Origin of the sequence: Limoniibacter endophyticus (assembly GCF_014652835.1) — a bacterium.
In the GTDB taxonomy this organism is placed as follows: Bacteria; Pseudomonadota; Alphaproteobacteria; order Rhizobiales; family Rhizobiaceae; genus Limoniibacter; species Limoniibacter endophyticus.
In genome coordinates, this window is sequence record NZ_BMZO01000004.1 from 58,944 (window position 1) to 82,322 (window position 23,379).

Consider the following 23,379-nt stretch of genomic DNA (forward strand, 5'->3'; position numbering starts at 1 on the left):
CTATCAGGACCCTTTCCCGATCTGTTCGACCTTATTGGGTGTGGCGTCAATCGTCGGCCCCTCGCTGTCCTCGCTATCCTCACCTGTATACAGGGGAGAATTCAGATAGCGTTCGATGGCAAAGCGCACGAGCACACCAACGGCCGCGGAAGCTGGCACTGCGATCAGCACACCGGCAAAGCCGAAGAGCGAGCCGAAGGCAAACAGCGAAAACATAAGCCATACGGGATGCAAACCCACACTTTTGCCGACAAGTCGCGGCTGCAGAATATTACCCTCTATAAACTGACCGGCAAAGAACACCCCGGCAACAACGGCTACCCAGATCCAGTCAGGCGAAAACTGAACAAGCGCGACGCCCACGGAAAGCACAAGGCCCACCAAAGAGCCTACATAGGGGATGAAGCTGATGATGCCGGAGAAAAAGCCTATCAGGATGCCGAAGTTGAGGCCGACGGCAGTGAGGCCAACGGCATACATCGCGCCCAAGATAAGACAGAGCGTACCCTGCCCGCGCAGGAATCCCGCAGCGGAGGCATCGATTTCGCGCGCCAGCCGGCGTACAGTATGCACATGCTGACGCGGAACCCAGCTATCGACCTTTTTCACCATGCGGTCCCAGTCGAGGAGCATGTAGAAGGCCACAACCGGGGTCACGACAAAAAGCCCGGCTATGTTGAAGATCGCAACGCCGGAGCGCCAGAGCGATTCCGCAATTGTCGTCACGAAGCCCATCCCGTTCGACAGAAGCGAGCTCAAGCCTTCCTGCAAGGAATTGGCGTCGACACCGAAGCGCTGTTCGAACCATTGCGGATCAAAATTGGTCACCAGCGTTTGCAGTTGCGTCATGTAGTCCGGCAGCTTGCTAACGAAGTCCGCCAACTGATTGGCCAGTACGGGAACAAGGATAACAGCGGCCAGAACAAGGATGACCAGGAAGGTAAAAAGGATAATGATCGTTGCCATCAGGCGCGACAGGCCGAACCTTTGCAGGCGATCTGCCACCGGGTCGAGGAAATAAGCCAGGATCATGCCGGCGACGAATGGCAACAGGATATTGGAGAAGGTGAAGACAAAGAGCGCGAGAAGTGCAGCGCCGATCAGCCAGAACCGGATCTGCCGGGCCAGATTGTCGGGCTTGGCCTGCTTCACGACGACGACCGCATCGGCCTTCTGCTTTTCACGCTCGGTTGTCATTGCCGCTCATATGCCTCAGCCAGATCACCAGATATGCCACGGCAGAAAAGGCCGTCAGCGTCGCGCAGATATAAACCAGATAATTGTGCAGCGCACCAGTCGCACCAAGAAAGGCCATTTGGCCAAGCGTAATCGCGGCAAGCGCGATCTGCACCCCCGTGTTCAGCTTGGATATCTTCAATGGACGCATCGTCACTGGCATCCCCATCACGAAAGAGAGCATGACGGCGGCGATAATCGCGACATCACGCGAGACGACAAGAACGACAAGCCAAACAGGAAGCGCCTCTACCATTCCTAGAATGACGAAGACGCTGGTCATCAGGAGCTTGTCGGCGATAGGATCGAGATAAGCCCCCAACTCGCTGCGCATATCAAAGCGGCGGGCGATATAACCATCGATAGCATCCGAAAGCCCGGCCACTACAAAGCCTACGAAGGCGAGGTCGAAGCGGCCTTGCAAAAGCGCAACCACGACAACCGGCACGAGCGCCAATCGAAACAGTGTGATCAGATTGGGGATCGTCAAGCCGCCTCCTTCCGCCTATTCTCTTGGTGTCAATGTGCTGCCAACCGTGCCTTATCGCAAGTGCGGGCAAGCAGCCTGTATAAATGGCGCGGTTTCCACGCTTTTCGCCGCGCAAGCGCACTGCGGTAGTTGCGGGCGGGCGCGCTTCGTGTAAAGAGCCGTAACCTTGTGGGAGAGTTGCCATGAGCGAGATCGACGTGTCCAATCCATCCGAAAAGTCCACCCGGAACGGCCTGACCTATGCACAAGCGGGCGTTGATATCGACGCTGGGAACCAACTGGTCGAAATGATCAAGCCTATGGTGAAATCGACGCGCCGCAGCGGCGCCGACGGCGAGATCGGCGGGTTCGGGGGTCTGTTCGATCTCAAGGCTGCGGGCTTCACCGATCCGGTTCTGGTTGCAGCCAATGATGGCGTGGGCACCAAGCTGAAGATTGCCATCGAGGCAAATATTCATGATACGGTCGGCATCGATCTGGTTGCCATGTGCGTCAACGATCTCGTCGTCCAGGGTGCCGAACCCCTCTTCTTCCTCGACTATTTTGCCACCGGCAAGCTCGATCCTCATCAGGGCGCAGCCATTGTCGGCGGCATTGCAGAAGGCTGCCGGCAAGCCGGTTGCGCATTGATCGGCGGCGAGACCGCCGAGATGCCCGGCATGTATGCACAAGGCGATTATGATCTTGCGGGCTTTGCCGTCGGCGCAGCCGAACGGGGCGAACTTCTGCCCACCCGCGACATCGGTACGGGCGACGTCCTGCTTGGTCTCGCCTCCTCCGGTGTGCATTCGAATGGCTTCTCGCTCGTTCGCCGCATCATGGACCATGCAGGCCTGACTTTTGCTGACAAGGCGCCCTTCGACAGGGAAAAGACGCTCGGTGAAGCGCTACTCGTCCCGACCCGCATCTATGTGAAATCCCTGATTGCCGCCATTCGCGCCACTGAGAGCATCAAGGCTATGGCGCATATTACCGGCGGCGGCTTTCCTGAAAACATCCCACGCGTGCTGCCAAAGGATTTTGCTGCCGAACTCGACCTGGAGGCGATTGACGTGCCGCCCGTATTCTCCTGGCTGGCAAAAACCGGAGGCGTGACGCCGGCCGAGATGATGCGTACCTTCAATTGCGGCATCGGCATGGTCGTCGTTGTTTCGGAAAGCCAGGCTGCGCAGGTCGCCGCAATCCTTCAGGAGCATGGCGAAACGGTCATGCCGATCGGCCGCATCGTACCGCGCAAGGAAGGCGCGGATGCAAACGGCGTCATCTATAATGGCGAGATCGCGCTATGAGCCGCAAGAAAGTCGTGGTTCTGATTTCGGGACGTGGCTCGAACATGAACGCGCTGATCGAAGCGTCCCATGATCGCGATTACCCGGCGGAAATCATCGGCGTTATTTCCGACCAGGCTGACGCACCCGGACTGAAAGCTGCCCAGGCGCGGGGCTTGAGCACTGTTGCCGTGCCGCGCTCCGGTTTCTCCGACAAGCCGGCACATGAAGCTGCGTTGGTCGACGCGATCGAACGCATGGGTGCCGAGATTATCTGTCTCGCCGGATTCATGCGCTTGTTGAGCGCCGAGTTCGTGGCGCGCTTTGAAGGCCGGATGATCAATATCCACCCTTCCCTGCTTCCGCTCTTCAAAGGCCTTGACACGCATAAGCGCGCGATCGAGGCTGGCATGCGCGTCCATGGCACGACTGTGCATTACGTGACGGCGGAAATGGATGGCGGTCCGGTCATCGCGCAGGCGGCCGTACCGGTTCTGCCGAACGATACAGAAGCGTCTCTGGGAGCGCGCGTGCTCAAGGCAGAGCATGCCATCTATCCGCTGGCGCTGGCGCTGGTTGCGTCCGGCAAGGCCGCAATGCAAGGCGGCAAGACCATCTATAGCGGACTGGAGGGGATGGATTTTGAGGAAAAGGCCTCGATTGTCTCCCCGGCTTCCTGGCGCGGCATCGCCGATTTGCAGGATCTCGCAAGAATTACACCCTAACAATTTTCTATATTACCAAGATCAAGAACCGCGCTCTCAAGCGCGGTTTTTTGTTAAAATAAAATAATATTTCTTAAGAAAAATATTGCATCTACGAGATAAGATGAAACAAACATACTTTTTCTTATGAAGAAACGTTATGGAATTTTCACAATATAGCAGATTAATATTCAAACTCCAAACCTCGTTAGTTTGCATGACAACAGCTCTCATTGGAGCAAGAAATTCACATTTGCGAGATTTTCTTTCGTGAGCCGTTCAACATGGATCATGCCTTACTTGCATCGGACGAAAATTTTCTCATGCACATGGCCTTCGACGGAATCGAAGAGAGGCACTTGGCAAGCGGCCGGAAATACGACGTCTTTCGCTGCGGCTCGTCCAGCATCGGCGAGCAGCCGCCGAGTGACCAACCGAATTGCCACCAGCCAAGCTGAAGAACGCATCATCAACCGTCCATAACAGGGGGATGAAAGGGATGAACATCGAAGAGAAGACGTCGATGCCTCCCATCTTCCGGCGCAATATTCCTAATTCGCAAGAGCCTCAAAATTTCGCTCTGATAAATAATCATTAAATATATTTCAAAACATACGAAAGAATAAACCCAATGGACAGAAAAAAATATTATAAGTTCTATGACCTCATCGAGCCAGGCGATATACTTTTAAAATCCGTGTCTACTAATCTTAATAATCGCCTGACCCATGCAGCACAATTTTTCGGCAAAGGTCCTGCACATATCGTTCATGCGGGAATTGCATCGTCCTCCGGCTCTATAATCGAAACGGGCGGAAACGGATTGGGTGAATCTGCCATAGTCAATATTGGCAAGGCCGAAACCTATGACGTTTTTCGCTGCAAGATGCCCGAAGTCGCCTGGGAGGCTTATAATGTCGCTCAGGAACTCGTAGATAAATTTGGGTTCAATCGCGAAAGGAAAATAACATACCGCGCTTCGGGGCATAAAGGATCTAAACTGTCCATCTGGAACAGAAAGAAATCCAGCGGAATCTCCATAGAGTACAAAATGCACAGCAAATTGAACTACAGTTCCGGCGCTTCCCTCTTCTGCTCGGAATTCGTAGTCCTGTGCTATCAAATCGCTCTTGAGCGCTTCATGACGCAAGGTGCGGTCCACGAAGATCTGCGACGGACTTTCGCGCTTGAAAGTCACTGCTACAACCCTGCCTATCTCTGGAGACGGCTTGAAAAGAGCGCGTGTTTTGATTTCCTGGCAACCTGCCGCGATGGTCGAAAGATTGCTTAGTAGTCACCGCCGAGGGGTTTAGACACCGACTGCCGAAGACGTCTTGCCCCTATAGGAACCGCTGCTTCGCCCAAGAGCAACGATGGACACACAAGCGCAAGTAGCGGCCCAGCGCAGCATTCTTGAGTCAAACAACTGCGCTCCATCGACATGATTAATAAAGGTAATATACTGAAAATAACAATAAATCATCCGTCTAATACAAGATTTTATAAACAAATATATTACAGAGAAAAACTAGACCATGAGCTTCATCAGAGCAGGCGACATATTATTGAAGCACAATGACGGATCTTTCAGCAATCACCAAATATCCTTTGGCCAATTTTTCGGAACTGGACCGGCTGATATCGTCCACGCCGCGATTGCATCATCAAGCGACTCCATTATCGAGATGGACGGCAGGAAATTATGTGAATCTTTTCTAAGTGTCGGTTCTAACGCGAATGAAACCTACGACATTTTCCGTTGCCACATCCCGACAGTGGCCTTGGGGGCAGCGGAAACCGCAAAGCTGATGTGGAGCGGTGTTAAACAGCGCCTCGTCAGCTTTCATGGCATGAAAATCGCCTATAGTGGATCGGGAAAAAAGGGAGCTCTTCGCTCCATCGCTGCAAAAGAGAAATACAAGGGCGACAAAACAGAAACTGTGTTCGACAGGTTACTGAGCACACAATCCAGTGCCTTCTTCTGCTCGGACCATGTCGTTACGTGCTACCAGATAGCCATCGAGCAAGTCGCGGCGCAAGGTGACTTCCGTACTACGGAGATCGAAAAAATTTTCAAACTCGAAAGCCATTGCTATCAGCCCGCATATTTATGGCGCACCCTCAAGAAAAGTTCTTTTTTCACCTTTGTTGGCTCGGCCCGTGCCGGCAATCAGGTCTGGTCGAAAAGCTATTTGAAATAGCCGACTCTGCAAATAAACGGGATACGCTTAATCAACTGAAGACACGCCTACATTGAAGAATTTGCGCTGGTTTCGAATATGGAGGTCTCTCCGGAATTGCTACCGGACCTCCGCCTCCATGGTTGCGGCACCCAGATTGCCGAATTCTCGTCACCATCCGAAATCTGACCCGCCAGCCGCGGGCAAAGCAGGTATTTCAGGCGCAGCCCCACCACCCGTTTCGCTTCCGCGTGGCCGATGTGTCGACGCGCGCCAGAAAGCGCTGATACGAAGCTGCGCGTTAGAGCCTCCAGCCTTCCCTTCGTTTCAGAGCGAAGCTCACCTGCTTGGCTGCGTCAGCGTCCAGGCAGCATCGATGCCGAGGACGACGTCCGTCACAAGGCCTTCCTGATCCATACCTTGTTATCGTGAAAAGCCGCACCGCCAAAAGGTGCTGCCGCGTCCGAGCCGGTCAAAACATTGATGCCCTCACCGCGTTCATGAGCCTTGTTCGGCCAGATGCCTTCGGCAATCACCACGCCTCTGCGCACCCCCGCAAACAGGCGGGCGTGCAGAACCACCTCACCACGCTTGTTGCCAACCTCCACGCGATCGCCGTCGACTACTCCAAAGGCCGCGGCATCTTCAGGGTGCAGCATGAGTTCAGGTCGCCCTTCTTTCCTGGCCGAGGCCTCGGTCTCGGTAAAGGTCGAATTGAGGAAGCTGCGTGCCGGAGACGTCGCCAGCCGGAACGGATGCTTCTCATCCGCTACTTCAATCAGATCTATATGATCAGGAAACTCTGGCAGCAGCGCATATGGTCCCTGCAAACCCATGGACTTGGGGGGACGATTGGGTCCAATCGCATTTTGCCAGTTCGGCCGGAAACGGAATTTCCCGTCCGGATGTCCAAAGCCGCGCAAAAAATGCGCCGTTTCGAAGTCTGGCTGGAGATCGGCCCATTTTTCTTCTGCAAACTTGTCGAAATCGCCAAGATCGCGCTTCTCCAGAATGCGGTCGATGTGTTCGCGCGCGCTCAAGCCGAAACCCGGCTGGTCCGCAACACCCAGACGCTTGGCCAGTTCCTCGATCACATAAAGATTGGTCCGCGGACCTTCGGGGGCGTCAACAAGCTTGGGGCCGAGCAGCAGATGTTGATGCCCCCCGCCCTTGTAAATATCGTCATGCTCCAGAAACTGCGTCGCGGGCAGCACGACATCGGCAAGCTCAGCCGTATCGGTCATGAACTGCTCATGCACGCAGGTAAATAGGTCGTCCCGAAGAAAACCCTGCTTCACCAGCCTCTGTTCAGGCGCGACATTCGCCGGATTCGTGTTCTGGATCAGCATCGCCGTCACCGGTGCGCCGCCACCAAGTGCCTCTTCATCGCCGATCAAAACCCTACCGATGCGCGACTGGTCGAGGAAACGCACATTCGGATCGCGCAGCCGCCCGCCTTCCAGAAGTCCCGTGTCGAGCTTGAAAATGCCGGAATTGGAATGGAAAGCGCCACCGCCTTCATGCGCCCAGGCTCCTGTCACGGTGGCAATGGAGGTAGCCGCATGCATATTGACGGCACCATTGCGCTGGCGGGCAAAGCCATAGCCCAGTCGGAAAAACGTGTTCTTCGTCTTTCCGACAAGATGAGCGAAAGCTTCGATTTCTGCAACGGGAACGCCAGTGATCGCAGCGGCCCATTCCGGCGTCCTGGTCGCAAGATGCATTTCCAGACCAGCCGCATCATCGGCATAGCGCGCGAGATAATCCCGGTCGGCCAAACCGTCGCGGAAAAGCACGTGCATGACGGCGCAGGCGAAAGCCCCGTCCGTACCCGGCTTGAGCAATACCTTGATATCGGCCTGTTTCATCGTCGGATTGTCATAAATATCGATGACGGCGATCTTGGCTCCGTTTTCCTTGCGGGCCTTTATCGCATGGGTCATCACATTGACCTGCGTCGCAACCGCGTTGGTGCCCCAGATCACAATGCAGCCCGACTTGCCCATTTCGCGCGGATCAGGACCGCGCAGCGCACCTGTGGCAGCGACATAGCCCGTCCAGGCGAGATTGGTGCAGATGGAACCGAAAAAGCCGGAATATTTCTTGGCATGGCGCAGCCGGTTGATGCTGTCGCGCTGCACCAGCCCCATCGTGCCAGCATAATAATATGGCCAGACCGTCTCGGGGCCATATTTGGTTTCTGCCGCGAGGAATTTTTCCGCCACCAGATCGAGCGCCGCTTCCCAACTGGCTTCCACCCATTGCCCCTGCCCCTTGGAACCCTTGCGGATCAGCGGCTTCATCAAACGATCCGGGTGATATAGCCGGTCGGCATAACGGGCAACCTTGGCGCAGATCACGCCTGCCGTATAAGAGTTGTCGCGCGCACCATGCACACGACCGATTTTGCCATCCTCCAGCAATTCCACTTCGAGCGCACAGGTCGAGGGGCAATCATGTGGACAGGCGCTATGGCCTATTCTTGGCTTGGCCTTCATGGGCGCATGGGTATTCATCTGGCGAGCCTAGCTAAAAGCGGCTTATGCGTGTAAGCGGCTGGGTTACGACATTCTGATGCGGCAAGATACGATCCGCAAGGTACGCTTTTTATCATGAACTATCGCCATATCTACCATGCCGGAAATTTTGCCGACGTTTTGAAGCACGTCGTGCTGACCCGCATCGTCGAATACATGAAGCGCAAGGACAAAGCTTTCCGCGTGATCGACACGCATGCGGGCACCGGACTTTACGATCTTTCCTCGGAAGAGGCACAGAAAACGGGCGAATGGCTGCACGGCATCGGCCGCCTCGTCGAAGAAGAGCTTTCGACAGAGCAGCAGAAATTGCTTGAACCTTATTTGTCCGCCGTGGAAGTCCTCAATCCCGAAGGCGGTATTCGTCATTATCCCGGTTCGCCGCGCATCGTGCGCCATCTTCTGCGCAATCAGGACCGACTTTCGGCTATCGAATTGCATCCCGTCGATGTCGAGACGCTGCGCCAGCACTTTGCCGGCGATTTTCAGGCTCGTATCATTGAACTAGACGGCTGGCTCGCTCTTGGCGCGCACGTGCCGCCAAAGGAAAAGCGCGGTCTTGTGCTCATCGATCCACCGTTTGAAAAGCCCAACGAGTTCGACCGCCTCGTCAATGGCTTGGCTAGAGCGCACAAGCGCTGGGCAGGCGGCACCTATGTGCTCTGGTATCCGATCAAGGACCTGGCCGCCGTCAAGGCATTTCGCGAGAAGTTGCGCAATCTTGATATTGCGCGAGTGGCAGATGTCAGCCTGATGATTCGCAGGCCTGGACCTGAGCCGAAGCTCGACGGCACCGGCATGATCGTCGTGAACCCGCCCTTCACGCTCGAGGTCGAAATGAACGCCCTTCTCCCGCTACTTTCGCGCGTCCTGGCGCTTGGCCCGGGCGCTGCCGGGAAGTTCGAGTGGCTTGTGGGCGAGGAATGAGCCTCCCGCTGCGGAATGGCGCTTGACCGGGTGCAAACCATTGCCCAAAGTGCAATCAACTGCTTGATCCTTTGGGAGACTTACCCGATGCGCGCATCCTCGGTGCTGCTATCTGCCGCCCTCAGCCTCTCTGCCTTGACTGCTCCTGGCGTGGCCCTCGCCGCTGATTATCTCGGTGTTTATGTGCCCGTTACGTATGACAGTTTGTGTGGGAAGGCCGGCGTGCTCAATCGCGTCACTTCGGGCTTCCGCCATCAGGTCCGCAACGTACCCAATCTCCCGCAGGTCGAAATTACAGAATTCCAGCAGATCTATGAGCGACGCTATGAACCCGCGACGTATGGTGGCAGCGACATTCCCCGTCACTACTGTCAGGCAACCGTCTCCATGAGCGACGGCTATTCACGCACCGTCTACTACCTTGTAGAGGAAGGCATGGGCTTCGTTGGCATGGGCGGCAACAATGTCGAGTTCTGTGTTCCCGGCTTCGATCGCTGGCACGTCTACAACGGCGCTTGCCGCGTTGTGAAATAAGCCGCCATGATGAGAATTCTTCGTGAAATGTTGAAGAAGGCGGCCATAGGCTGCCTTTTTTCTTTTTTCGCAGCCGTCCCTGCAAGTGCCACCGATTTCGATTTCTATGTCCTCTCCCTGTCCTGGTCGCCAAGCTATTGCGCGGCCGAAGGCGCTTCGGCCAATCGCGATCAGTGCGGCACGAACCGTCCCTACGCCTTCGTGGTGCATGGCTTGTGGCCACAAAATGAACGCGGATATCCATCCGACTGCAACGTACAAAATCCCGATGTGCCGCGCGCGATCTCCGGGACCATGCTCGATATCATGCCTTCACGCGGCCTCATCCGCCATCAGTGGCGCAAGCATGGCAGCTGCAGCGGGCTTTCCCAGCGCGATTATTTTGCGACGACCCGGAGGGCATATCAGCGCATCCGTATTCCCGATCATCTTCGACAGTTATCGGATTACAAGACAGTCTCGCCGCGGGAAGTCGAACAGGCCTTTGTAGAGGCTAATCCGGGCCTGCGTTCCGACGCCGTCGCGGTCGATTGCGACCGCCGCTATATGCGCGAAGTTCGCATCTGCCTGACCAAGGATCTGCAATTCCGGTCTTGTAGGGAAGTGGATGCGCGCGCCTGCCGTACCAGCAACCTCGTCATGCCACCTGTACGCGGACGCAACTGATTCCCTTCACTCAATCGGAGACCTTCATCTTGCCCAAACTTCTATACGCACCTGCCTCCCCCTACAGCGCGAAAGTTCGCATGGCCGCCAAACAGGCCGACATGGACATTGAAATCGTCAAGGTCGACGCGAATGCAGAGCCAGCTCTTGTCCTGGAGAACAACCCTCTTGGCAAAATCCCTGTACTGATACTGGAGGATGGGACGTCGATTTTCGATAGCCGCGCCATCACGCAGTATCTGGCTCGAGCGTCGAAAAACAAGCTGTTCCCGCGGAGCGCGGAAAAACGCCTTGAGGCTGAGCGTCTGGAAGCACTGGCTGACGGGCTTTGCGATGCGTTGCTCGCGCACGTCTATGAGCGCCGTATGCGTCCGGAAGAGAAAGTGCACCAGCCGTGGCTTGACAAGCAATGGGGGAAAGCCGTTCGGGCCCTTGATTATTTCAACGAGAACGCGCCTGCACTCACGAAGAATCCGACCGTCGGCATCATCGCGCTACGTGCAGCGCTTGCCTATACCGATCTGCGTTTTGGCGACACGAAGTGGGAAAAGGGCCGTGGCAAACTTAAGAGCTGGCGTACGCGCTTCGACAAGCGTTACCCGGAACTCGTCGAGTTGCTCCCGCAAGCTTGAGAACCAGATTCAAAAAGTTCGGATCCTGCTTCTAATTCCGATTTCAAGCCATTGATAAAAAAGAAAAAGCCGGATCGTTCGATCCGGCTTTTTCTCTATGTGATGTCGAGTGAATTAGAACTTCACACCAACGCCGACCATAACACGATGGTCCTTGGATTCGACGTTACCAAAGGTGTCGAAGTCTTCATCACCATAATCGGTGTAACGGTATTCACCGCGAGCGAAGACGTTTTCGGTGAGCTTAACGTCGGTACCAACGCCAGCGGTCCAGCCGACCATGGTTTCCTTTTCGGAAATGCCAGCCGCTTCGATCTTCTGGTTCTTGGCAGCAACACCACCAGCAGCGTAAACGAGAACGTCAGGCGTTACAGCCGAACCGATGCGGGCACGAAGCGCGCCATCAACGCCGGACTTGGCTTGGATGCCAGCAGCACCGCCCGACACGTCCGAATAGTTTACGTCAGCTTCAATACCATATACGAGGCCATTACCGGTTTCCCAGTTGTAACCGCCGAATACACCGCCGACGAATCCGTCCGTTTCGATGCCAACGCCCGGAAGATCAGCGTCGCCGGAGAAGCCGTAGCCACCCTGCGCACCGAGATAGGCACCGCCCCACGAAGCAACCGGAGCAACTTCAACCGGAGCAGCCGGGGGAGCCGGAGGCGCATCGTAAACGACGTCAGCAGCAGAAGCGGCAGCAACCGAAAGGCCCAGGGCAGCGATGGTCGCCGATACGTAGTTGAGAGTGGATTTCATTTTTTAATTCTCCTTATTCGGAAACCTGCAACTCGTTTCCAGGTATGGTAATGAGTTGGAGAAGGAAGAGGTTCCAATCGCGTTTCCAACACGGTGCCAATTTCGTCGCGAAATGGGGCCGAAGAAGAGGAAAAAAAAGGAGTTTACCTGGCGCCAATGTGGCGGAAAAGAGACGTGTCATTTTAGCAACGCCGCATGATTTCGCTTTCCTAACGGAAGGATTTTCTATTTAAATCAAATAGCTGGTCTTAGGTAAGAATCGTCCGCGCCGAATTTTAACCCACTACTAACCATCAGAAGCCACACTCCTGTCACGTTGATGAAGAAACCCGCCATTTCCATTAACCATGAATCGGACAGCCAAAAACAACCAGTGTCCAAAATCGCCCTTATAACAGGCGGCGCTCGGCGCGTCGGACGCGCAATTGCCCAGGATTTGGCACAGAACGGCTTCTCCGTGGCTATCCATCATCATGATTCTCAGGAAGACGCGGAATCCATCGCCGAGATTGCAAGAAGCTTCGGCGTTCAGGCGGCAACGGTCAGCGGGGACCTCTCCGACCGTTCACAGTACGAGAGGATCATTGCCGAGACGGTCGGAAAGCTGGGTACGCTCGATATCCTCGTCAATAATGCCTCCGTTTTTGAAAACGATTCCGTGCTGGATTTCGATTGGCCGCAATGGGATGCTCATTTTCGGTTGCACGTGGATGCGCCGGTCGCCCTCACACGCGCATTCCACGACCAGTTGCCAGAGGATCGCAAGGGGCTGGTCGTCAACCTGATCGATCAGCGCGTCTGGAAAATTACGCCAACTCATTTTTCATATATGCTTTCGAAGCAAGCCTTGTGGGCAGCGACCCGGACTATGGCACAGGCGCTTGCGCCGCGCATTCGTGTCAATGCCATAGGCCCCGGTCCGACGCTCGCCAATTCGAGACAGAGCCAGCAGCACTTCTTAAATCAAACCGACGCGCTTATATTGAAGCATGGGCCGCAACTTTCCGAATTCGGAGCAACGATTCGTTATTTCTGGAACAGCCCATCCATCACCGGGCAAATGATCGCTCTCGACGGCGGGCAGCATCTCGCCTGGGAGACGCCGGACGTTCTGGTAGACGAGTGAGCGGTCATAATTCAGACTCTCCCGGGGCGCATCCGTTGCATCTCCGGCAGACCGACATCGAGACGAAATGACCGATATTACCGACGATCTGGATATAAATGACGCTGACGGTCTCGACTCGCCCGAGGATCAGGTGGGCGAAATCTCGTCGGCCAGCAGCCAGATCAGCTGGGAAATCCTCGATCAGGGCGAGGCCAGCGGCGATAACGGCATGGAAATCATCCAGGCGCTCGTTCGCCAGTTGCCAAACTCGCCTGGCGTCTATCGCATGATGAATGCAGCGGGCGACGTCATGTATGTCGGCAAGGCACGCAGCCTGAAAAAACGCGTCGGCCAATATGCGCAAGGTCGCTTCCACACCAACCGTATCGGCCGCATGGTCACCGACACGCGCAGCATGGAATTCGTCGTTACCCGAACCGAAACCGAAGCGCTGCTGCTGGAAGCCAATCTCATCAAGCGCTTTCGCCCGCGCTTCAACGTCCTGTTGCGCGACGACAAATCTTTTCCGTATATATTGCTGACCGGCGATCATCCGGCGCCCGGCCTTTTCAAGCATCGGGGCGCGCGAAGCCGCAAGGGTGACTATTTTGGCCCCTTCGCATCCGCAGGAGCCGTCAATCACACGATCAATGCATTGGAGCGCGCCTTCCTTCTGCGCAGTTGCACGGATTCCGTTTTCTCGACGCGCACACGCCCTTGCCTTCTGCATCAGATCAAACGTTGCTCAGCCCCCTGCACCGGCGAAATTTCGCTGGAGGATTACGCAAAACTCGTCTCGGAGGCGAAAGGGTTTCTTTCCGGGCGCAGTCAGAAAGTGAAAGAAGATATTTCGCGTGCCATGCAGGCCGCGTCCGCCAATCTCGATTTCGAACGCGCCGCGATCTACCGCGACCGCTTGTCGGCTCTCTCCCATGTGCAGAGTCATCAAGGCATCAATCCTCAATCGGTCGACGAAGCCGATGTAATCGCCATTCATCAGGAAGGCGGCCAAAGCTGTGTGCAAGTCTTCTTCTTCCGCACGGGTCAAAACTGGGGCAACCGGGCGTATTTTCCAAAGGCAGACCCTGCCCTTACGGCAGAAGAAGTGCTCACCTCGTTTCTTGCTCAATTCTACGACGACAAGCCCTGCCCACGGCAAATCTTCCTGTCGCATGAGTTGGAAGATGCGGCCCTGCTGACGGAAGCGCTCTCGACCCGGGCCAATCGCAGGGTGGTCGTTTCGTCTCCCAAACGCGGTGAAAAGAAAGAGCTTGTCGAGCACGCCACGCGAAATGCTCGCGAAGCGCTCGGTCGTCGTCTAGCCGAAACCTCCAGCCAGCAGCGACTGCTCGAAGGTCTTGCCGCCACATTCGGTCTGGAGCGCGTGCCACGTCGCATCGAGGTTTATGACAACTCGCATATCATGGGCACCAATGCCGTAGGAGGTATGATCGTCGCGGGGCCGGAAGGCTTCGTTAAGAACCAGTATCGCAAGTTCAATATCCGTTCGGAAGACATCACGCCGGGAGACGATTTCGGCATGATGCGCGAAGTCATCCAGCGACGCTTCTCGCGCCTCCTCAAGGATCATGCCGAAGAACTGGAAAAGCCCGTCGAGGAGGATAATGACACCTTCCCCGCCTGGCCTGACCTTATACTGATCGACGGCGGCCAGGGGCAAATGAGCTCGGTGAAACAGATCCTGTCAGAATTGCATCTCGACCGGACCGTAACCGCCATCGGCGTTGCAAAAGGCGTGGATCGCGAAGCTGGGCGCGAACGCTTTTTCATGGAGGGCAAGCCGCCCTTCACCCTGCCGGTGCGCGATCCGGTGCTCTATTTCATCCAGCGTATGCGCGACGAAGCGCACCGATTCGCGATCGGCTCGCATCGCGCGCGGCGCAAAAAGGAGATGGTGCGCAATCCGCTCGACGAGATCGCCGGTATCGGCCCGTCACGCAAGCGCGCATTGCTGCATCATTTCGGTACTGCGAAGGCTGTTGGGCGTGCCAATTTCAAAGACCTCCTCGCTGTCGAAGGAATTTCCGAATCCGTCGCACGACAAGTTTACAATCATTTTCATCCTGACGGCTAAGCTGTCGGGGGAACGTTCAATATGTGGTCTTGACCCGGTTAACCAACATCTGGTTTGACTGTTTTCGAATCTTGGCGGCTACGGCTGTAGTCGAGATAGGGTATTTTTCATGGCGCGGCGCGCATTCAACCTTCCGAACATCCTGACCTATGGCCGGATTGCAGCGGTTCCGCTCGTCGTTCTCTGCTTCTTCATCGAAGGAACTCTGCAATCGAGCGACTTTGCGCGCTGGTGTGCGTTCTGGATATTCATTATCGCCAGCATTACGGATTATCTTGACGGCTATCTTGCACGCGCCTGGCAACAAACCTCGATCATCGGGCGCATGCTCGATCCAATCGCCGACAAGCTGCTCGTCGCCACCTCGTTGCTTCTTCTGGCAGCCGACACGGACGGTACGCTGGCCGGCTGGAGCCTCTGGGCCGCAATTATCATCCTCTGTCGTGAAATTCTGGTGTCGGGTCTGCGCGAATATCTTGCAGAACTGAAAGTGTCTGTCCCCGTCACGCGTCTGGCCAAGTGGAAGACTGCCGTGCAGATGGTGGCTATCGCAGCGCTCCTTCTCGGACCTGCTGGCGATCACTTCTTCATGCCCTACTGGACCCAGATCGCTATCGTGCTGCTCTGGATAGCTGCCCTTCTTACGCTCTACACCGGCTACGATTACTTCCGCGCCGGTGCAAAGCACATTCTGGAAGAGTAGCACATGCGTATCCGCTATTTCGCCCGTATCCGCGAGCAGGTCGGCATAGCCCAGGAAGACGTGGCGCTTCCTCAAAATCTCTCTACCATTGGTGATTTCGTCGACTGGCTGGAGGCGCGAGGGGATAATTTCGCGCGCGCCCTGGCGGATCGTAATGCCGTGCGCGTCGCGGTTGATCAATTGCACCGTGAGCATGACGAAGCCCTCGACCCGAAAGCCCTGGAAATAGCTCTCTTCCCGCCAATGACGGGTGGCTGATCCATGGCAATCACGGTTCGCGTCCAGGCTGAAGATTTCGACGCAGCCGCAGAAGTTGCGGCGTTGAGCGCGGGACGCACCGACATTGGTGCCGTCTCTTCTTTTCTCGGCCTCTGTCGCGATGAGGGTGGTAGTCTTGCAGCGCTCGAACTCGAGCACTACCCCGGCATGGCACAGAAACAGATCGAAGCCATAGCGGTAGAAGCGGTTCAACGGTTTCAACTTTTTGGACTCACCGTCATCCACCGCTTCGGTCGCGTTGCGCCGGGCGAGCAGATCGTGCTCGTAGCAGCCTCCGCATCAAGCCGTGTCGGCGCGTTCCGGGCCACGGAATTTGTCATGGATTTTCTTAAAACTGACGCGCCTTTCTGGAAGAAGGAGCATCTGGTTTCAGGCAAGTCCGGCGATTGGGTCGAAGCCAAAGCGGATGACGCTAAACGCAGAAAGGCATGGAGATCCACATGATTGCGAAGCTTCTGGCAACTGCGCTGCTCTGTGGCGTCGCCTTTGCCGCGCTAGCGGAGGGAAAGACCCTCGGTGGAGAGGTGTTTTTTGACGAGAATGTTACGCTGCCGGAAGGCGCTACTGCGTCGATCCAGCTGATCGATGTCTCGGAAGCCGATGCGCCGGCGGAGATCATCGCCGAACAAACCATCGCTCCGGCGCAAACCCTGCCGCTTGTCTATGAACTTTCCTTTGACGATAACGATCTCGATGAGCGCCACTCCTACGCGCTGACCGCTCGCATCTCCCAGCGTGGCAAACTGCTCTATATCAATGATGTGCGCCACGTGGTTGATCCCAAAGGTGGGACGAAGAACCTCGCCATTCGCGTGATCCGCGTGGAGAAGTAAGGCAGGATTATTTCGACGCCTCCTTGCGGCGGCATGCCGTTTTCGCTGCCCCCGAAAGCAGGACCGGTTGTCGTCCCAGAACGTGCGACCAGTTCAAGCTCCCTGCCAGCGCTTCGACATTTCCGTAACGTCGCGGGCAGAACGTCCACCACCATCTGCCGCTTGCCGAGCCTGCGTGTTATTCTTCCTGAGTCAGCTTGTGTACCTGCCACAGCTTTTTCCAGCGTTTCAAGTCCCTCGGCAATGCCAACTCCCTGCAACAAAAACGGAGCCAAACGGCTCCGTTTTTTATTCTTTCAGCTCCTTACCGGATCAAGCCGGCAATTCTATTCAGCCGACGATTTCAGTATCGGAGAACCAGTACTTGATTTCCTGAGCGGCGGTTTCAGGTGCATCCGAGCCATGAACGGAGTTTTCGCCGATGGACAAGGCGAACTGCTTGCGAATGGTGCCTTCAGCAGCCTGTTCCGGGTTGGTTGCGCCCATCAGTTCGCGGTTCTTGAGGATGGCGTTTTCGCCCTCCAGGACCTGAACGACGGTCGGGCCAGACGTCATGCCTTCAACCAGTTCGCCGAAGAAAGGGCGCTCCTTGTGAACAGCATAGAAGCCTTCGGCTTCGCGCTTGCTCATCCAGACGCGCTTCGAGGCGACAACGCGCAGGCCGTTGTCTTCAAACACCTTGGTGATGGCGCCGGTGAGGTTGCGCTTGGTTGCGTCGGGCTTGATCATCGAGAAGGTGCGTTCAATCGCCATGGTTTGTCCTTGCGAGGTGAGACGTGAAAAGATGGCGGCTCTTTAGAGGATTTTTGCTGCAAACAAAAGCCCCGCTGCCATTTTCTTCCGCCTAGGCTGCGGCCGGAATCGTGCGGCCGAGCCCCTCATGCAAATCCAGGCAACGCTCGAACCATCCGTGGATAGGGTCACCCTCCGGAATGGTTTCGAACGTCGACATGATGCGCGGCCATTGCAGCGCGCCAAACACGATATAGTCGGCGAAAAGCGGCTCCTTCCCGCCGATCCAGTCCTGATAGCCAAGTGTCTGGCGCAACGGCTCGAGCGTCTTAAGGAAAGCGTCGCGGCGTGCGTCACGATCAGCTACGATTTCTTCGAGCTTTCTGCCCAGCGCCTTTTCCCGGCTTTCGCGGAAGTAGGCCTGATTTTCCTCGTCCTGCCTCGCCCAGATATCCTGAACGACGGCAGAAACCATGAATGGATGCAGCGTCGTAAGCGCCCATCGTTCGATGAAGCGCGAAAGCGCAATGCCGGCCTCGCCATCGAATAGCGTCGGGCGATCGCCATATGCCGCGTCGAGATAAAGCGCGATCTGGAAGGAGTCCGTCACCTTGTTATCGCCATCGACGATGAATGGCAGAGTCTTGGTTGCATTGCCGCCTTCAACTTCCCTGATACCAAGAAAAGTCGTGGGCACCAGCTCGTAAGGCAGCCCCTTATGTGCCAGCGCCATCTTCACCTTCCAGCAATGAGGACTGTAAGGGCGCGCGTGGTCGGCACCGACGAGGTCGTAGAACTTGATCATGCTTTTCTCTGCTCCCGATTTTTCGCGCGATCCTACCAGCCGCACGCTGCCTCGCCAGATAAAATTTCTCAACCACTATCGCATTTTGCGAAACATATGCTCAAATGCGGGCCGGAACGACATTCCCCTTGCAGTCACGCAGCGGTGCAGGCAAATACGCGCTCATGCTTATTCTCAATGATATCTCGCTGCGTATCGCAGGCCGCCTGCTGATCGACCACGCCTCCCTCACCCTGCCTGCCGGCACAAAGGCTGGCATAGTGGGGCGCAACGGCACGGGCAAGACCACGCTCTTCAAGGCCATCACCGGCGAAATGCCGCTTGAAACCGGCGATATTTCCATTCCGAAGAATGCGCGCATCGGCCAGGTGGCGCAGGAAGCGCCGGGCACCGAAGATTCTCTGCTTGAAATCGTCCTCGCAGCTGACAAGGAGCGCGTTGCGCTTCTCGAGGAAGAAAAAAACACAACGGACGCTGCCCGCATCGCCGCCATTCACGAACGCCTGACCGATATCGGTGCCCACACGGCGGAAGCGCGTGCAGCCACCATTCTGGCAGGCCTCGGATTTGATGAAGGAGCGCAGGCACGCCCGGCTTCCTCCTTCTCTGGCGGCTGGCGCATGCGCGTCGCACTTGCTTCGGTACTCTTTGCCGAGCCCGACCTTCTGCTGCTCGACGAACCGACCAACTATCTCGATCTCGAGGGGACGCTTTGGCTGGAAACCTATGTGGCGAAATATCCACACACGGTTCTGCTCATCAGCCACGACCGCGACCTCTTGAACAAGGCCGTCAACAATATCGTTCACCTCGACCAGAAGAAGATCACCTTGTGGAAGGGTGGCTACGACCAGTTCGAGCGGCAGCGCGCCGAAAAGGCAGCTTTGCAGGAAAAGAGCCGCGCGAAGCAGGAAGCCATGCGCAAGCACATGGAATCTTTCGTCGAGCGTTTCCGCGCCAAGGCCTCCAAAGCCCGGCAGGCACAATCCCGTCTCAAGGCCCTGCAGCGCATGGCTCCGGTCGAGGCCATGATCAATAATGAAGTCAAGCCCTTCTCCTTCCCGGCACCGCAAAAGGTCGTCGCTTCTCCGATCATCGCCATCGATCAAGGCTATGTCGGCTATACCGAAAACAAGCCGGTGCTGAAAAACGTTACATTGCGCATCGATAATGATGACCGCATCGCGCTTCTAGGCGCCAATGGCAACGGCAAGTCGACCTTCGCTAAACTCCTTTCTGGTCGCCTGCCGCTTCAATCCGGCACGTTGACGATTGCGCCGCAGCTCAAAGTCTCGCTTTTCGCGCAACACCAGCTCGACGATCTTCGGCCTGAGGAAAGCGCCATCGAACATGTGCGCCGCGTCATGCCGGAAGCACCCGAGCCAAAAGTGCGCGGCCGGGTTGCGCAGTTTGGTCTGGCAACGGAAAAGATGAACACGGCGGCGAAAGACCTGTCTGGCGGCGAGCGAGCGCGCCTGCTGATGGGCCTCGCCGCCATGGATGGCCCCAACCTCTTCATCCTCGACGAACCGACCAACCATCTCGACATCGACAGCCGCGAGGCTCTGGTCCACGCCCTCAATGATTATCCGGGCGCTGTCATCATCATCAGCCACGACCGCCATCTGCTTGAAGCCACCGCTGACCGGCTCTGGATCGTGCGTGACGGCAATGTCATGCCCTTCGAGGGCGACATGGAGGACTACAAGCGCGAGATCACCGGCAAGGGGGCGAAGCCGAAGGCAGAGAAGGAAAAGCCAGCGGTTGCCGCATTTGAGAAGCCGGCCCTGTCGAAGGAAGAGCAGCGCCGGCAGGCCGCCGAGAAGCGCCTCGCCATGGAAGGATTGGCGAAGCAGATCAAGCGGCTTGAAGGCCAGCTCGACAAGGCCCGCAAACATCTCGCCAAGCTGGACAAGGATCTGACCGATCCGGAACTTTATCGCAATCCGAGCAAGGCCGCGTCCATTGCCAAGGAACGCGGCGAACTTGCGCGCCTCATCGACGAAAACGACGAAAAATGGCTGGTCATGACGACGGAATATGAAGAGGCGGTGGGCGGTTGAGCTCTAGCCTTAAGACATAGAAAAGGCCGCATTCGCGCGGCCTCCTTCATTCAGCTACACAAACTTACTCGCTTGGCTTTTCGAGAAGAGCACACGTGATCGTGGTATCCCCATTCTCGTCGCCGCGGTGCTGGAAGCCAACTATCACCTGTTGAGGATTGAGCGACGTGCAGTCGATCCCGCTGTTGCTCTCCTTTTGCGTGATAGCGGTGGTCCGCCCCAGCTGCACCGGTTGACCGCCCCAGGTGATGCTTCCGCACATGAACTTGATCGTGCCATTTTCGTCACCACGCATTTCATACCCGACCAATGCCTCATTGGATGGGCATGTGAAGCTTACGTCGCTCTTTTTGTAACCACTTGACCAGTTACCAGCAGCTACATAGCTGACGCGATCATCGAAAACCGGACGTCCGCACAAGATTCTGGAATTCTTGTTTTCGTCGCCATAATGCTCGCGACCAACCGCCACCATATTTGCCCCGTCCGACGTACAGTTTAGAAGAAGGGCGCTTTCCTTGACCCAGCTTGTCCATCCGCCGTCGAAAGACCATTCCTGCGCATTTGCCGCAGAAATCGTTGGGACCATACCGAGAAGAACTACGGCTACCTTGACGAAAGTTGCTTTTCTCACACTCATATCAATCTCCCTGAGTTGAATTGCAACCCAATGATATCAATTTATGGTTGTAATTGCATTAGGATTATCCGCATAAATTGCATAGTTGACCAATACAACCTTTAGATGTGATCATGCCTTCTTTTGCCAGCGACCATCATCGCCCTGCTGCCAGTAGGTCACGGCGTGTCCCTGCGCTTTAAGCGTTTTCCAGTGTTCACGTGCTGCCGCGACCTGATCATTATCGAGACCGTCGAACATGAGAACAGCTCGCTCATAAGGCTCCAGATCAGGCAGGAGTGCTCCATCGACCAGGAAGCGCACCTGGGCCTGGGTCGGATTGTCCAGACCACTGGTCAAAAGGATCGGCTGCTCGCCCGCATGCGGCTCGGCATCGGTGCCATGGGCAAGAAAACTATCGTCGCGATAGGTCCACAGATGCGCATCCAATGCATCGCGCCGTTCTTCCGAACCCGTTTGCACGACGACTTTCCAGCCACGTTCGACGCTCCGCTCAAGCAATCCAGGCAGCGCCTGTTCCAGGGTCGACTGCGTCAGGTGGTAGAACAGAACTTCGGTCACATCATTCCCTCAAAGCAGGAAGGGCCGCCTTTGCAGCGCCCCTTCTTCTATCAACGACAATGCATTCGATGCAAACCTACTTTGCCTCGTAATTGTCGCGCACCAGACGATCCAGCAGACGAACGCCATAACCCGATGCCCAGCCCTGGCTGATATCCGTCGAAGGGGAGCCCATTGCGGTACCCGCAACATCGAGATGTGCCCACGGCGTATCCTTGACAAAACGCTGTAGAAACTGCGCGGCCGTGATCGAACCGGCGGGACGCCCGCCCGTGTTCTTCATGTCAGCGAACTTGGAATCGATCAGCTTGTCATATTCCCTGGCGAGCGGCAGACGCCAAAGCTTCTCTTCCGTCACCTCGCCCGCCGCATGCAGACGCGCAGCCAGCTCGTCATTATTGGAAAACAGGCCAGCGCGCGCATTGCCGAGGGCGATGATGATCGCACCGGTCAGCGTGGCCAAGTTGACGACGAACTGCGGCTCGAAGCGCTCAATCGTGTAGGTCAGGGCATCCGCGAGGACCAGACGCCCCTCGGCGTCGGTGTTGATGACCTCGATCGTCTGGCCGGACATGGACGTGACGATATCCCCCGGACGTTGGGCATTGCCGTCAACGGCATTTTCAACGCAACCGATAATGCCTATTGCGTTGACTTTGGCCTTGCGACCAGCAAGCGCGCACATGAGGCCGGTTACGGCGGCGGCACCGCCCATGTCACCCTTCATGTCTTCCATACCGGCGGCAGGCTTGATCGAGACACCACCCGTATCGAACACGACGCCCTTGCCTACAAAGGCAACAGGCTTTTCCTTCTTGGCACCATTCCACTGCATGACAACCAGCCGCGGCGGGCGTGGCGATCCCTGGGCAACGCCCAGCAGCGCACCCATGCCGAGCTTCTTCATTTCCTTTTCCGTGAGAATCTCAACCTTGAGACCAAGCTTCTCCAGTTTTTCGGCTTCGGCTGCGAATTCCTCCGGCCCCAGCGCGTTGGCTGGCTCGTTGACGAGATTACGTGCGAGGACCACGCCCGAAACCACTGCTTCCGCATCAGCGAAAGCCTTTTTGGCGGCAGCCGGATCGGCGCAAAGGATGGTCACCTTCGTCTGGCGATCCTTCTTTTTCGTGTCGTCCTCGTCCTTCTTGGTCTTGTACTTGTCGAAAGTGTAGGCGCGCAGCAGTATGCCTGCGGCGAAACTGGCCGCCTCTTCCGCGCTTACCGACCGCTCGCCCAGCTCTAGCGCAACCGAGGCTTCAGTTGCATTGCGAAACTGTGCAGCAACCGAGCCGCCCAGATTCATCCAGGCCTGTTCGTTCAACTGCTCGACCTTGCCCGCGCCAACGACAATGATACGATCAAGTTCACTTTCGCCCGGCGCGAGTATTTCAAGGGTCTTGCCTTGTTTTGCCCTGAATTCCGCGACTTGGGCAGCCCTTTCCACGCGCGTGCCGAGACCCGTCGCTTCGATGATCCCGCCATATGCGGCATCTTCGGCTTGCAGAACGATCAAGGCTCCCTTCATGGGAACGTCAAGCTTGGCAAAGGAAATGGCTGGTGTCTTGCTCATTGCGGATAGATCCTGAAACGTTTCATTCGAGGCCCGCGATGTTGGTCTTTTTAG

The 23,379-nt window shown here is 56.3% G+C and carries 24 protein-coding genes; 15 read left to right on the forward strand and 9 right to left on the reverse strand.

The annotated features are described in order from the left end of the window. Positions 1 to 3: 3 nt before the first annotated feature. Together IE151_RS06785 and IE151_RS06790 are read right to left on the reverse strand one after the other, a co-directional pair. Positions 4 to 1,197, reverse strand: a complete 1,194-nt coding sequence (locus IE151_RS06785; RefSeq protein WP_189489188.1) for an AI-2E family transporter — start codon at positions 1,195 to 1,197, stop codon at positions 4 to 6. Next, entirely contained in the window at positions 1,181 to 1,726 is a 546-nt protein-coding gene (locus tag IE151_RS06790) for a CDP-alcohol phosphatidyltransferase family protein (RefSeq protein WP_189489190.1), read from the reverse strand. Before IE151_RS06790 ends, IE151_RS06785 begins: the two co-directional genes overlap by 17 nt. Before the next feature lie 182 nt (positions 1,727 to 1,908). On the opposite strand from IE151_RS06790, the gene purM reads away from it, so the two are divergent. The 4 genes from purM (at position 1,909) to IE151_RS06810 (ending at position 5,899) form a co-directional block, all read left to right on the forward strand. Next, positions 1,909 to 3,015, forward strand: a complete 1,107-nt coding sequence (purM, locus tag IE151_RS06795; protein ID WP_189489191.1) for a phosphoribosylformylglycinamidine cyclo-ligase — start codon at positions 1,909 to 1,911, stop codon at positions 3,013 to 3,015. After that, the gene (gene purN, locus IE151_RS06800; RefSeq protein WP_189489193.1) at positions 3,012 to 3,719 is read left to right on the forward strand and encodes a phosphoribosylglycinamide formyltransferase; all 708 of its coding nucleotides are present in this window, start codon (positions 3,012 to 3,014) and stop codon (positions 3,717 to 3,719) included. Before purM ends, purN begins: the two co-directional genes overlap by 4 nt. Positions 3,720 to 4,329: 610 nt before the next feature. After that, positions 4,330 to 4,989: a hypothetical protein gene (locus tag IE151_RS06805; protein ID WP_189489195.1), complete on the forward strand. Its 660-nt coding sequence runs from the start codon at positions 4,330 to 4,332 to the stop codon at positions 4,987 to 4,989. A gap of 244 nt (positions 4,990 to 5,233) precedes the next feature. Beyond that, positions 5,234 to 5,899: a hypothetical protein gene (locus IE151_RS06810; protein ID WP_189489197.1), complete on the forward strand. Its 666-nt coding sequence runs from the start codon at positions 5,234 to 5,236 to the stop codon at positions 5,897 to 5,899. A gap of 374 nt (positions 5,900 to 6,273) precedes the next feature. Here IE151_RS06810 and IE151_RS06815 read toward each other — a convergent pair whose 3' ends face one another. Then, positions 6,274 to 8,394: a molybdopterin oxidoreductase family protein gene (locus tag IE151_RS06815; protein ID WP_189489199.1), complete on the reverse strand. Its 2,121-nt coding sequence runs from the start codon at positions 8,392 to 8,394 to the stop codon at positions 6,274 to 6,276. A 96-nt stretch (positions 8,395 to 8,490) separates the two neighbouring features. On the opposite strand from IE151_RS06815, the gene IE151_RS06820 reads away from it, so the two are divergent. The 4 genes from IE151_RS06820 (at position 8,491) to IE151_RS06835 (ending at position 11,174) form a co-directional block, all read left to right on the forward strand. Beyond that, on the forward strand, positions 8,491 to 9,342 hold the full coding sequence (locus tag IE151_RS06820; RefSeq protein ID WP_189489201.1) for a 23S rRNA (adenine(2030)-N(6))-methyltransferase RlmJ: 852 nt from the start codon (positions 8,491 to 8,493) through the stop codon (positions 9,340 to 9,342). A gap of 87 nt (positions 9,343 to 9,429) precedes the next feature. Continuing rightward, entirely contained in the window at positions 9,430 to 9,876 is a 447-nt protein-coding gene (locus IE151_RS06825; RefSeq protein ID WP_189489203.1) for a hypothetical protein, read from the forward strand. Positions 9,877 to 9,891: 15 nt separating this feature from the next. Beyond that, positions 9,892 to 10,542, forward strand: a complete 651-nt coding sequence (locus tag IE151_RS06830; RefSeq protein ID WP_382344699.1) for a ribonuclease T2 family protein — start codon at positions 9,892 to 9,894, stop codon at positions 10,540 to 10,542. Positions 10,543 to 10,571: 29 nt separating this feature from the next. Continuing rightward, positions 10,572 to 11,174, forward strand: a complete 603-nt coding sequence (locus IE151_RS06835) for a glutathione S-transferase family protein (protein ID WP_189489205.1) — start codon at positions 10,572 to 10,574, stop codon at positions 11,172 to 11,174. A 114-nt stretch (positions 11,175 to 11,288) separates the two neighbouring features. Here IE151_RS06835 and IE151_RS06840 read toward each other — a convergent pair whose 3' ends face one another. Next, positions 11,289 to 11,936: an outer membrane protein gene (locus IE151_RS06840; RefSeq protein WP_189489206.1), complete on the reverse strand. Its 648-nt coding sequence runs from the start codon at positions 11,934 to 11,936 to the stop codon at positions 11,289 to 11,291. 319 nt (positions 11,937 to 12,255) lie between these two features. Here IE151_RS06840 and IE151_RS06845 point away from each other — a divergent pair, with 319 nt between their 5' ends. From IE151_RS06845 to IE151_RS06870, 6 genes are all read left to right on the forward strand, one after another. Further along, positions 12,256 to 13,062, forward strand: coding sequence for an SDR family oxidoreductase (locus IE151_RS06845; protein WP_189489208.1), 807 nt, complete (start codon positions 12,256 to 12,258; stop codon positions 13,060 to 13,062). A gap of 67 nt (positions 13,063 to 13,129) precedes the next feature. Then, entirely contained in the window at positions 13,130 to 15,139 is a 2,010-nt protein-coding gene (gene uvrC / locus IE151_RS06850; RefSeq protein WP_189489210.1) for an excinuclease ABC subunit UvrC, read from the forward strand. Between the two features lie 109 nt (positions 15,140 to 15,248). Next, entirely contained in the window at positions 15,249 to 15,842 is a 594-nt protein-coding gene (pgsA, locus tag IE151_RS06855) for a CDP-diacylglycerol--glycerol-3-phosphate 3-phosphatidyltransferase (RefSeq protein ID WP_189489212.1), read from the forward strand. Positions 15,843 to 15,845: 3 nt separating this feature from the next. Next, positions 15,846 to 16,100 carry a molybdopterin converting factor subunit 1 gene (gene moaD, locus IE151_RS06860; protein ID WP_189489214.1) on the forward strand — a complete coding sequence of 85 codons (255 nt, stop codon included), beginning with the start codon at positions 15,846 to 15,848 and terminating at the stop codon, positions 16,098 to 16,100. Between the two features lie 3 nt (positions 16,101 to 16,103). Next, the gene (locus IE151_RS06865) at positions 16,104 to 16,565 is read left to right on the forward strand and encodes a molybdenum cofactor biosynthesis protein MoaE (RefSeq protein WP_189489216.1); all 462 of its coding nucleotides are present in this window, start codon (positions 16,104 to 16,106) and stop codon (positions 16,563 to 16,565) included. Continuing rightward, positions 16,562 to 16,954 carry a YbaY family lipoprotein gene (locus IE151_RS06870; protein ID WP_189489218.1) on the forward strand — a complete coding sequence of 131 codons (393 nt, stop codon included), beginning with the start codon at positions 16,562 to 16,564 and terminating at the stop codon, positions 16,952 to 16,954. Before IE151_RS06865 ends, IE151_RS06870 begins: the two co-directional genes overlap by 4 nt. A gap of 330 nt (positions 16,955 to 17,284) precedes the next feature. Here the strand turns inward: IE151_RS06870 and ndk are convergent, their stop codons facing one another. After that, on the reverse strand, positions 17,285 to 17,707 hold the full coding sequence (ndk, locus tag IE151_RS06875; RefSeq protein WP_189489220.1) for a nucleoside-diphosphate kinase: 423 nt from the start codon (positions 17,705 to 17,707) through the stop codon (positions 17,285 to 17,287). A gap of 91 nt (positions 17,708 to 17,798) precedes the next feature. Next, entirely contained in the window at positions 17,799 to 18,491 is a 693-nt protein-coding gene (locus IE151_RS06880; protein WP_189489222.1) for a glutathione S-transferase family protein, read from the reverse strand. Between the two features lie 164 nt (positions 18,492 to 18,655). On the opposite strand from IE151_RS06880, the gene IE151_RS06885 reads away from it, so the two are divergent. Next, positions 18,656 to 20,554 (forward strand): ABC-F family ATP-binding cassette domain-containing protein, encoded by a 1,899-nt coding sequence (locus IE151_RS06885; protein WP_189489473.1) that lies wholly within the window; start codon positions 18,656 to 18,658, stop codon positions 20,552 to 20,554. 64 nt (positions 20,555 to 20,618) lie between these two features. On the opposite strand, the gene IE151_RS06890 is transcribed toward IE151_RS06885, so the two are convergent. The 3 genes from IE151_RS06890 to IE151_RS06900 form a co-directional block, all read right to left on the reverse strand. Continuing rightward, complete coding sequence (locus IE151_RS06890) at positions 20,619 to 21,194, reverse strand: hypothetical protein (protein ID WP_189489223.1); 576 nt, start codon at positions 21,192 to 21,194, stop codon at positions 20,619 to 20,621. A gap of 111 nt (positions 21,195 to 21,305) precedes the next feature. After that, on the reverse strand, positions 21,306 to 21,755 hold the full coding sequence (locus IE151_RS06895; protein WP_189489224.1) for a DNA polymerase III subunit chi: 450 nt from the start codon (positions 21,753 to 21,755) through the stop codon (positions 21,306 to 21,308). 76 nt (positions 21,756 to 21,831) lie between these two features. Beyond that, entirely contained in the window at positions 21,832 to 23,325 is a 1,494-nt protein-coding gene (locus tag IE151_RS06900; protein ID WP_189489225.1) for a leucyl aminopeptidase, read from the reverse strand. Positions 23,326 to 23,379: the final 54 nt, after the last annotated feature.

Coding starts and splice junctions, on each gene's coding strand:
- IE151_RS06785 (WP_189489188.1), bottom strand. CDS start 1,197: ATGACAACCGAGCGTGAAAAGCAGAAGGCCGATGCGGTCGTCGTCGTG.
- purM (WP_189489191.1), top strand. CDS start 1,909: ATGAGCGAGATCGACGTGTCCAATCCATCCGAAAAGTCCACCCGGAAC.
- purN (WP_189489193.1), top strand. CDS start 3,012: ATGAGCCGCAAGAAAGTCGTGGTTCTGATTTCGGGACGTGGCTCGAAC.
- IE151_RS06805 (WP_189489195.1), top strand. CDS start 4,330: ATGGACAGAAAAAAATATTATAAGTTCTATGACCTCATCGAGCCAGGC.
- IE151_RS06810 (WP_189489197.1), top strand. CDS start 5,234: ATGAGCTTCATCAGAGCAGGCGACATATTATTGAAGCACAATGACGGA.
- IE151_RS06815 (WP_189489199.1), bottom strand. CDS start 8,394: ATGAATACCCATGCGCCCATGAAGGCCAAGCCAAGAATAGGCCATAGC.
- IE151_RS06820 (WP_189489201.1), top strand. CDS start 8,491: ATGAACTATCGCCATATCTACCATGCCGGAAATTTTGCCGACGTTTTG.
- IE151_RS06825 (WP_189489203.1), top strand. CDS start 9,430: ATGCGCGCATCCTCGGTGCTGCTATCTGCCGCCCTCAGCCTCTCTGCC.
- IE151_RS06840 (WP_189489206.1), bottom strand. CDS start 11,936: ATGAAATCCACTCTCAACTACGTATCGGCGACCATCGCTGCCCTGGGC.
- IE151_RS06845 (WP_189489208.1), top strand. CDS start 12,256: ATGAAGAAACCCGCCATTTCCATTAACCATGAATCGGACAGCCAAAAA.
- uvrC (WP_189489210.1), top strand. CDS start 13,130: ATGACCGATATTACCGACGATCTGGATATAAATGACGCTGACGGTCTC.
- pgsA (WP_189489212.1), top strand. CDS start 15,249: ATGGCGCGGCGCGCATTCAACCTTCCGAACATCCTGACCTATGGCCGG.
- moaD (WP_189489214.1), top strand. CDS start 15,846: ATGCGTATCCGCTATTTCGCCCGTATCCGCGAGCAGGTCGGCATAGCC.
- IE151_RS06865 (WP_189489216.1), top strand. CDS start 16,104: ATGGCAATCACGGTTCGCGTCCAGGCTGAAGATTTCGACGCAGCCGCA.
- IE151_RS06870 (WP_189489218.1), top strand. CDS start 16,562: ATGATTGCGAAGCTTCTGGCAACTGCGCTGCTCTGTGGCGTCGCCTTT.
- ndk (WP_189489220.1), bottom strand. CDS start 17,707: ATGGCGATTGAACGCACCTTCTCGATGATCAAGCCCGACGCAACCAAG.
- IE151_RS06880 (WP_189489222.1), bottom strand. CDS start 18,491: ATGATCAAGTTCTACGACCTCGTCGGTGCCGACCACGCGCGCCCTTAC.
- IE151_RS06885 (WP_189489473.1), top strand. CDS start 18,656: ATGCTTATTCTCAATGATATCTCGCTGCGTATCGCAGGCCGCCTGCTG.
- IE151_RS06890 (WP_189489223.1), bottom strand. CDS start 21,194: ATGAGTGTGAGAAAAGCAACTTTCGTCAAGGTAGCCGTAGTTCTTCTC.
- IE151_RS06900 (WP_189489225.1), bottom strand. CDS start 23,325: ATGAGCAAGACACCAGCCATTTCCTTTGCCAAGCTTGACGTTCCCATG.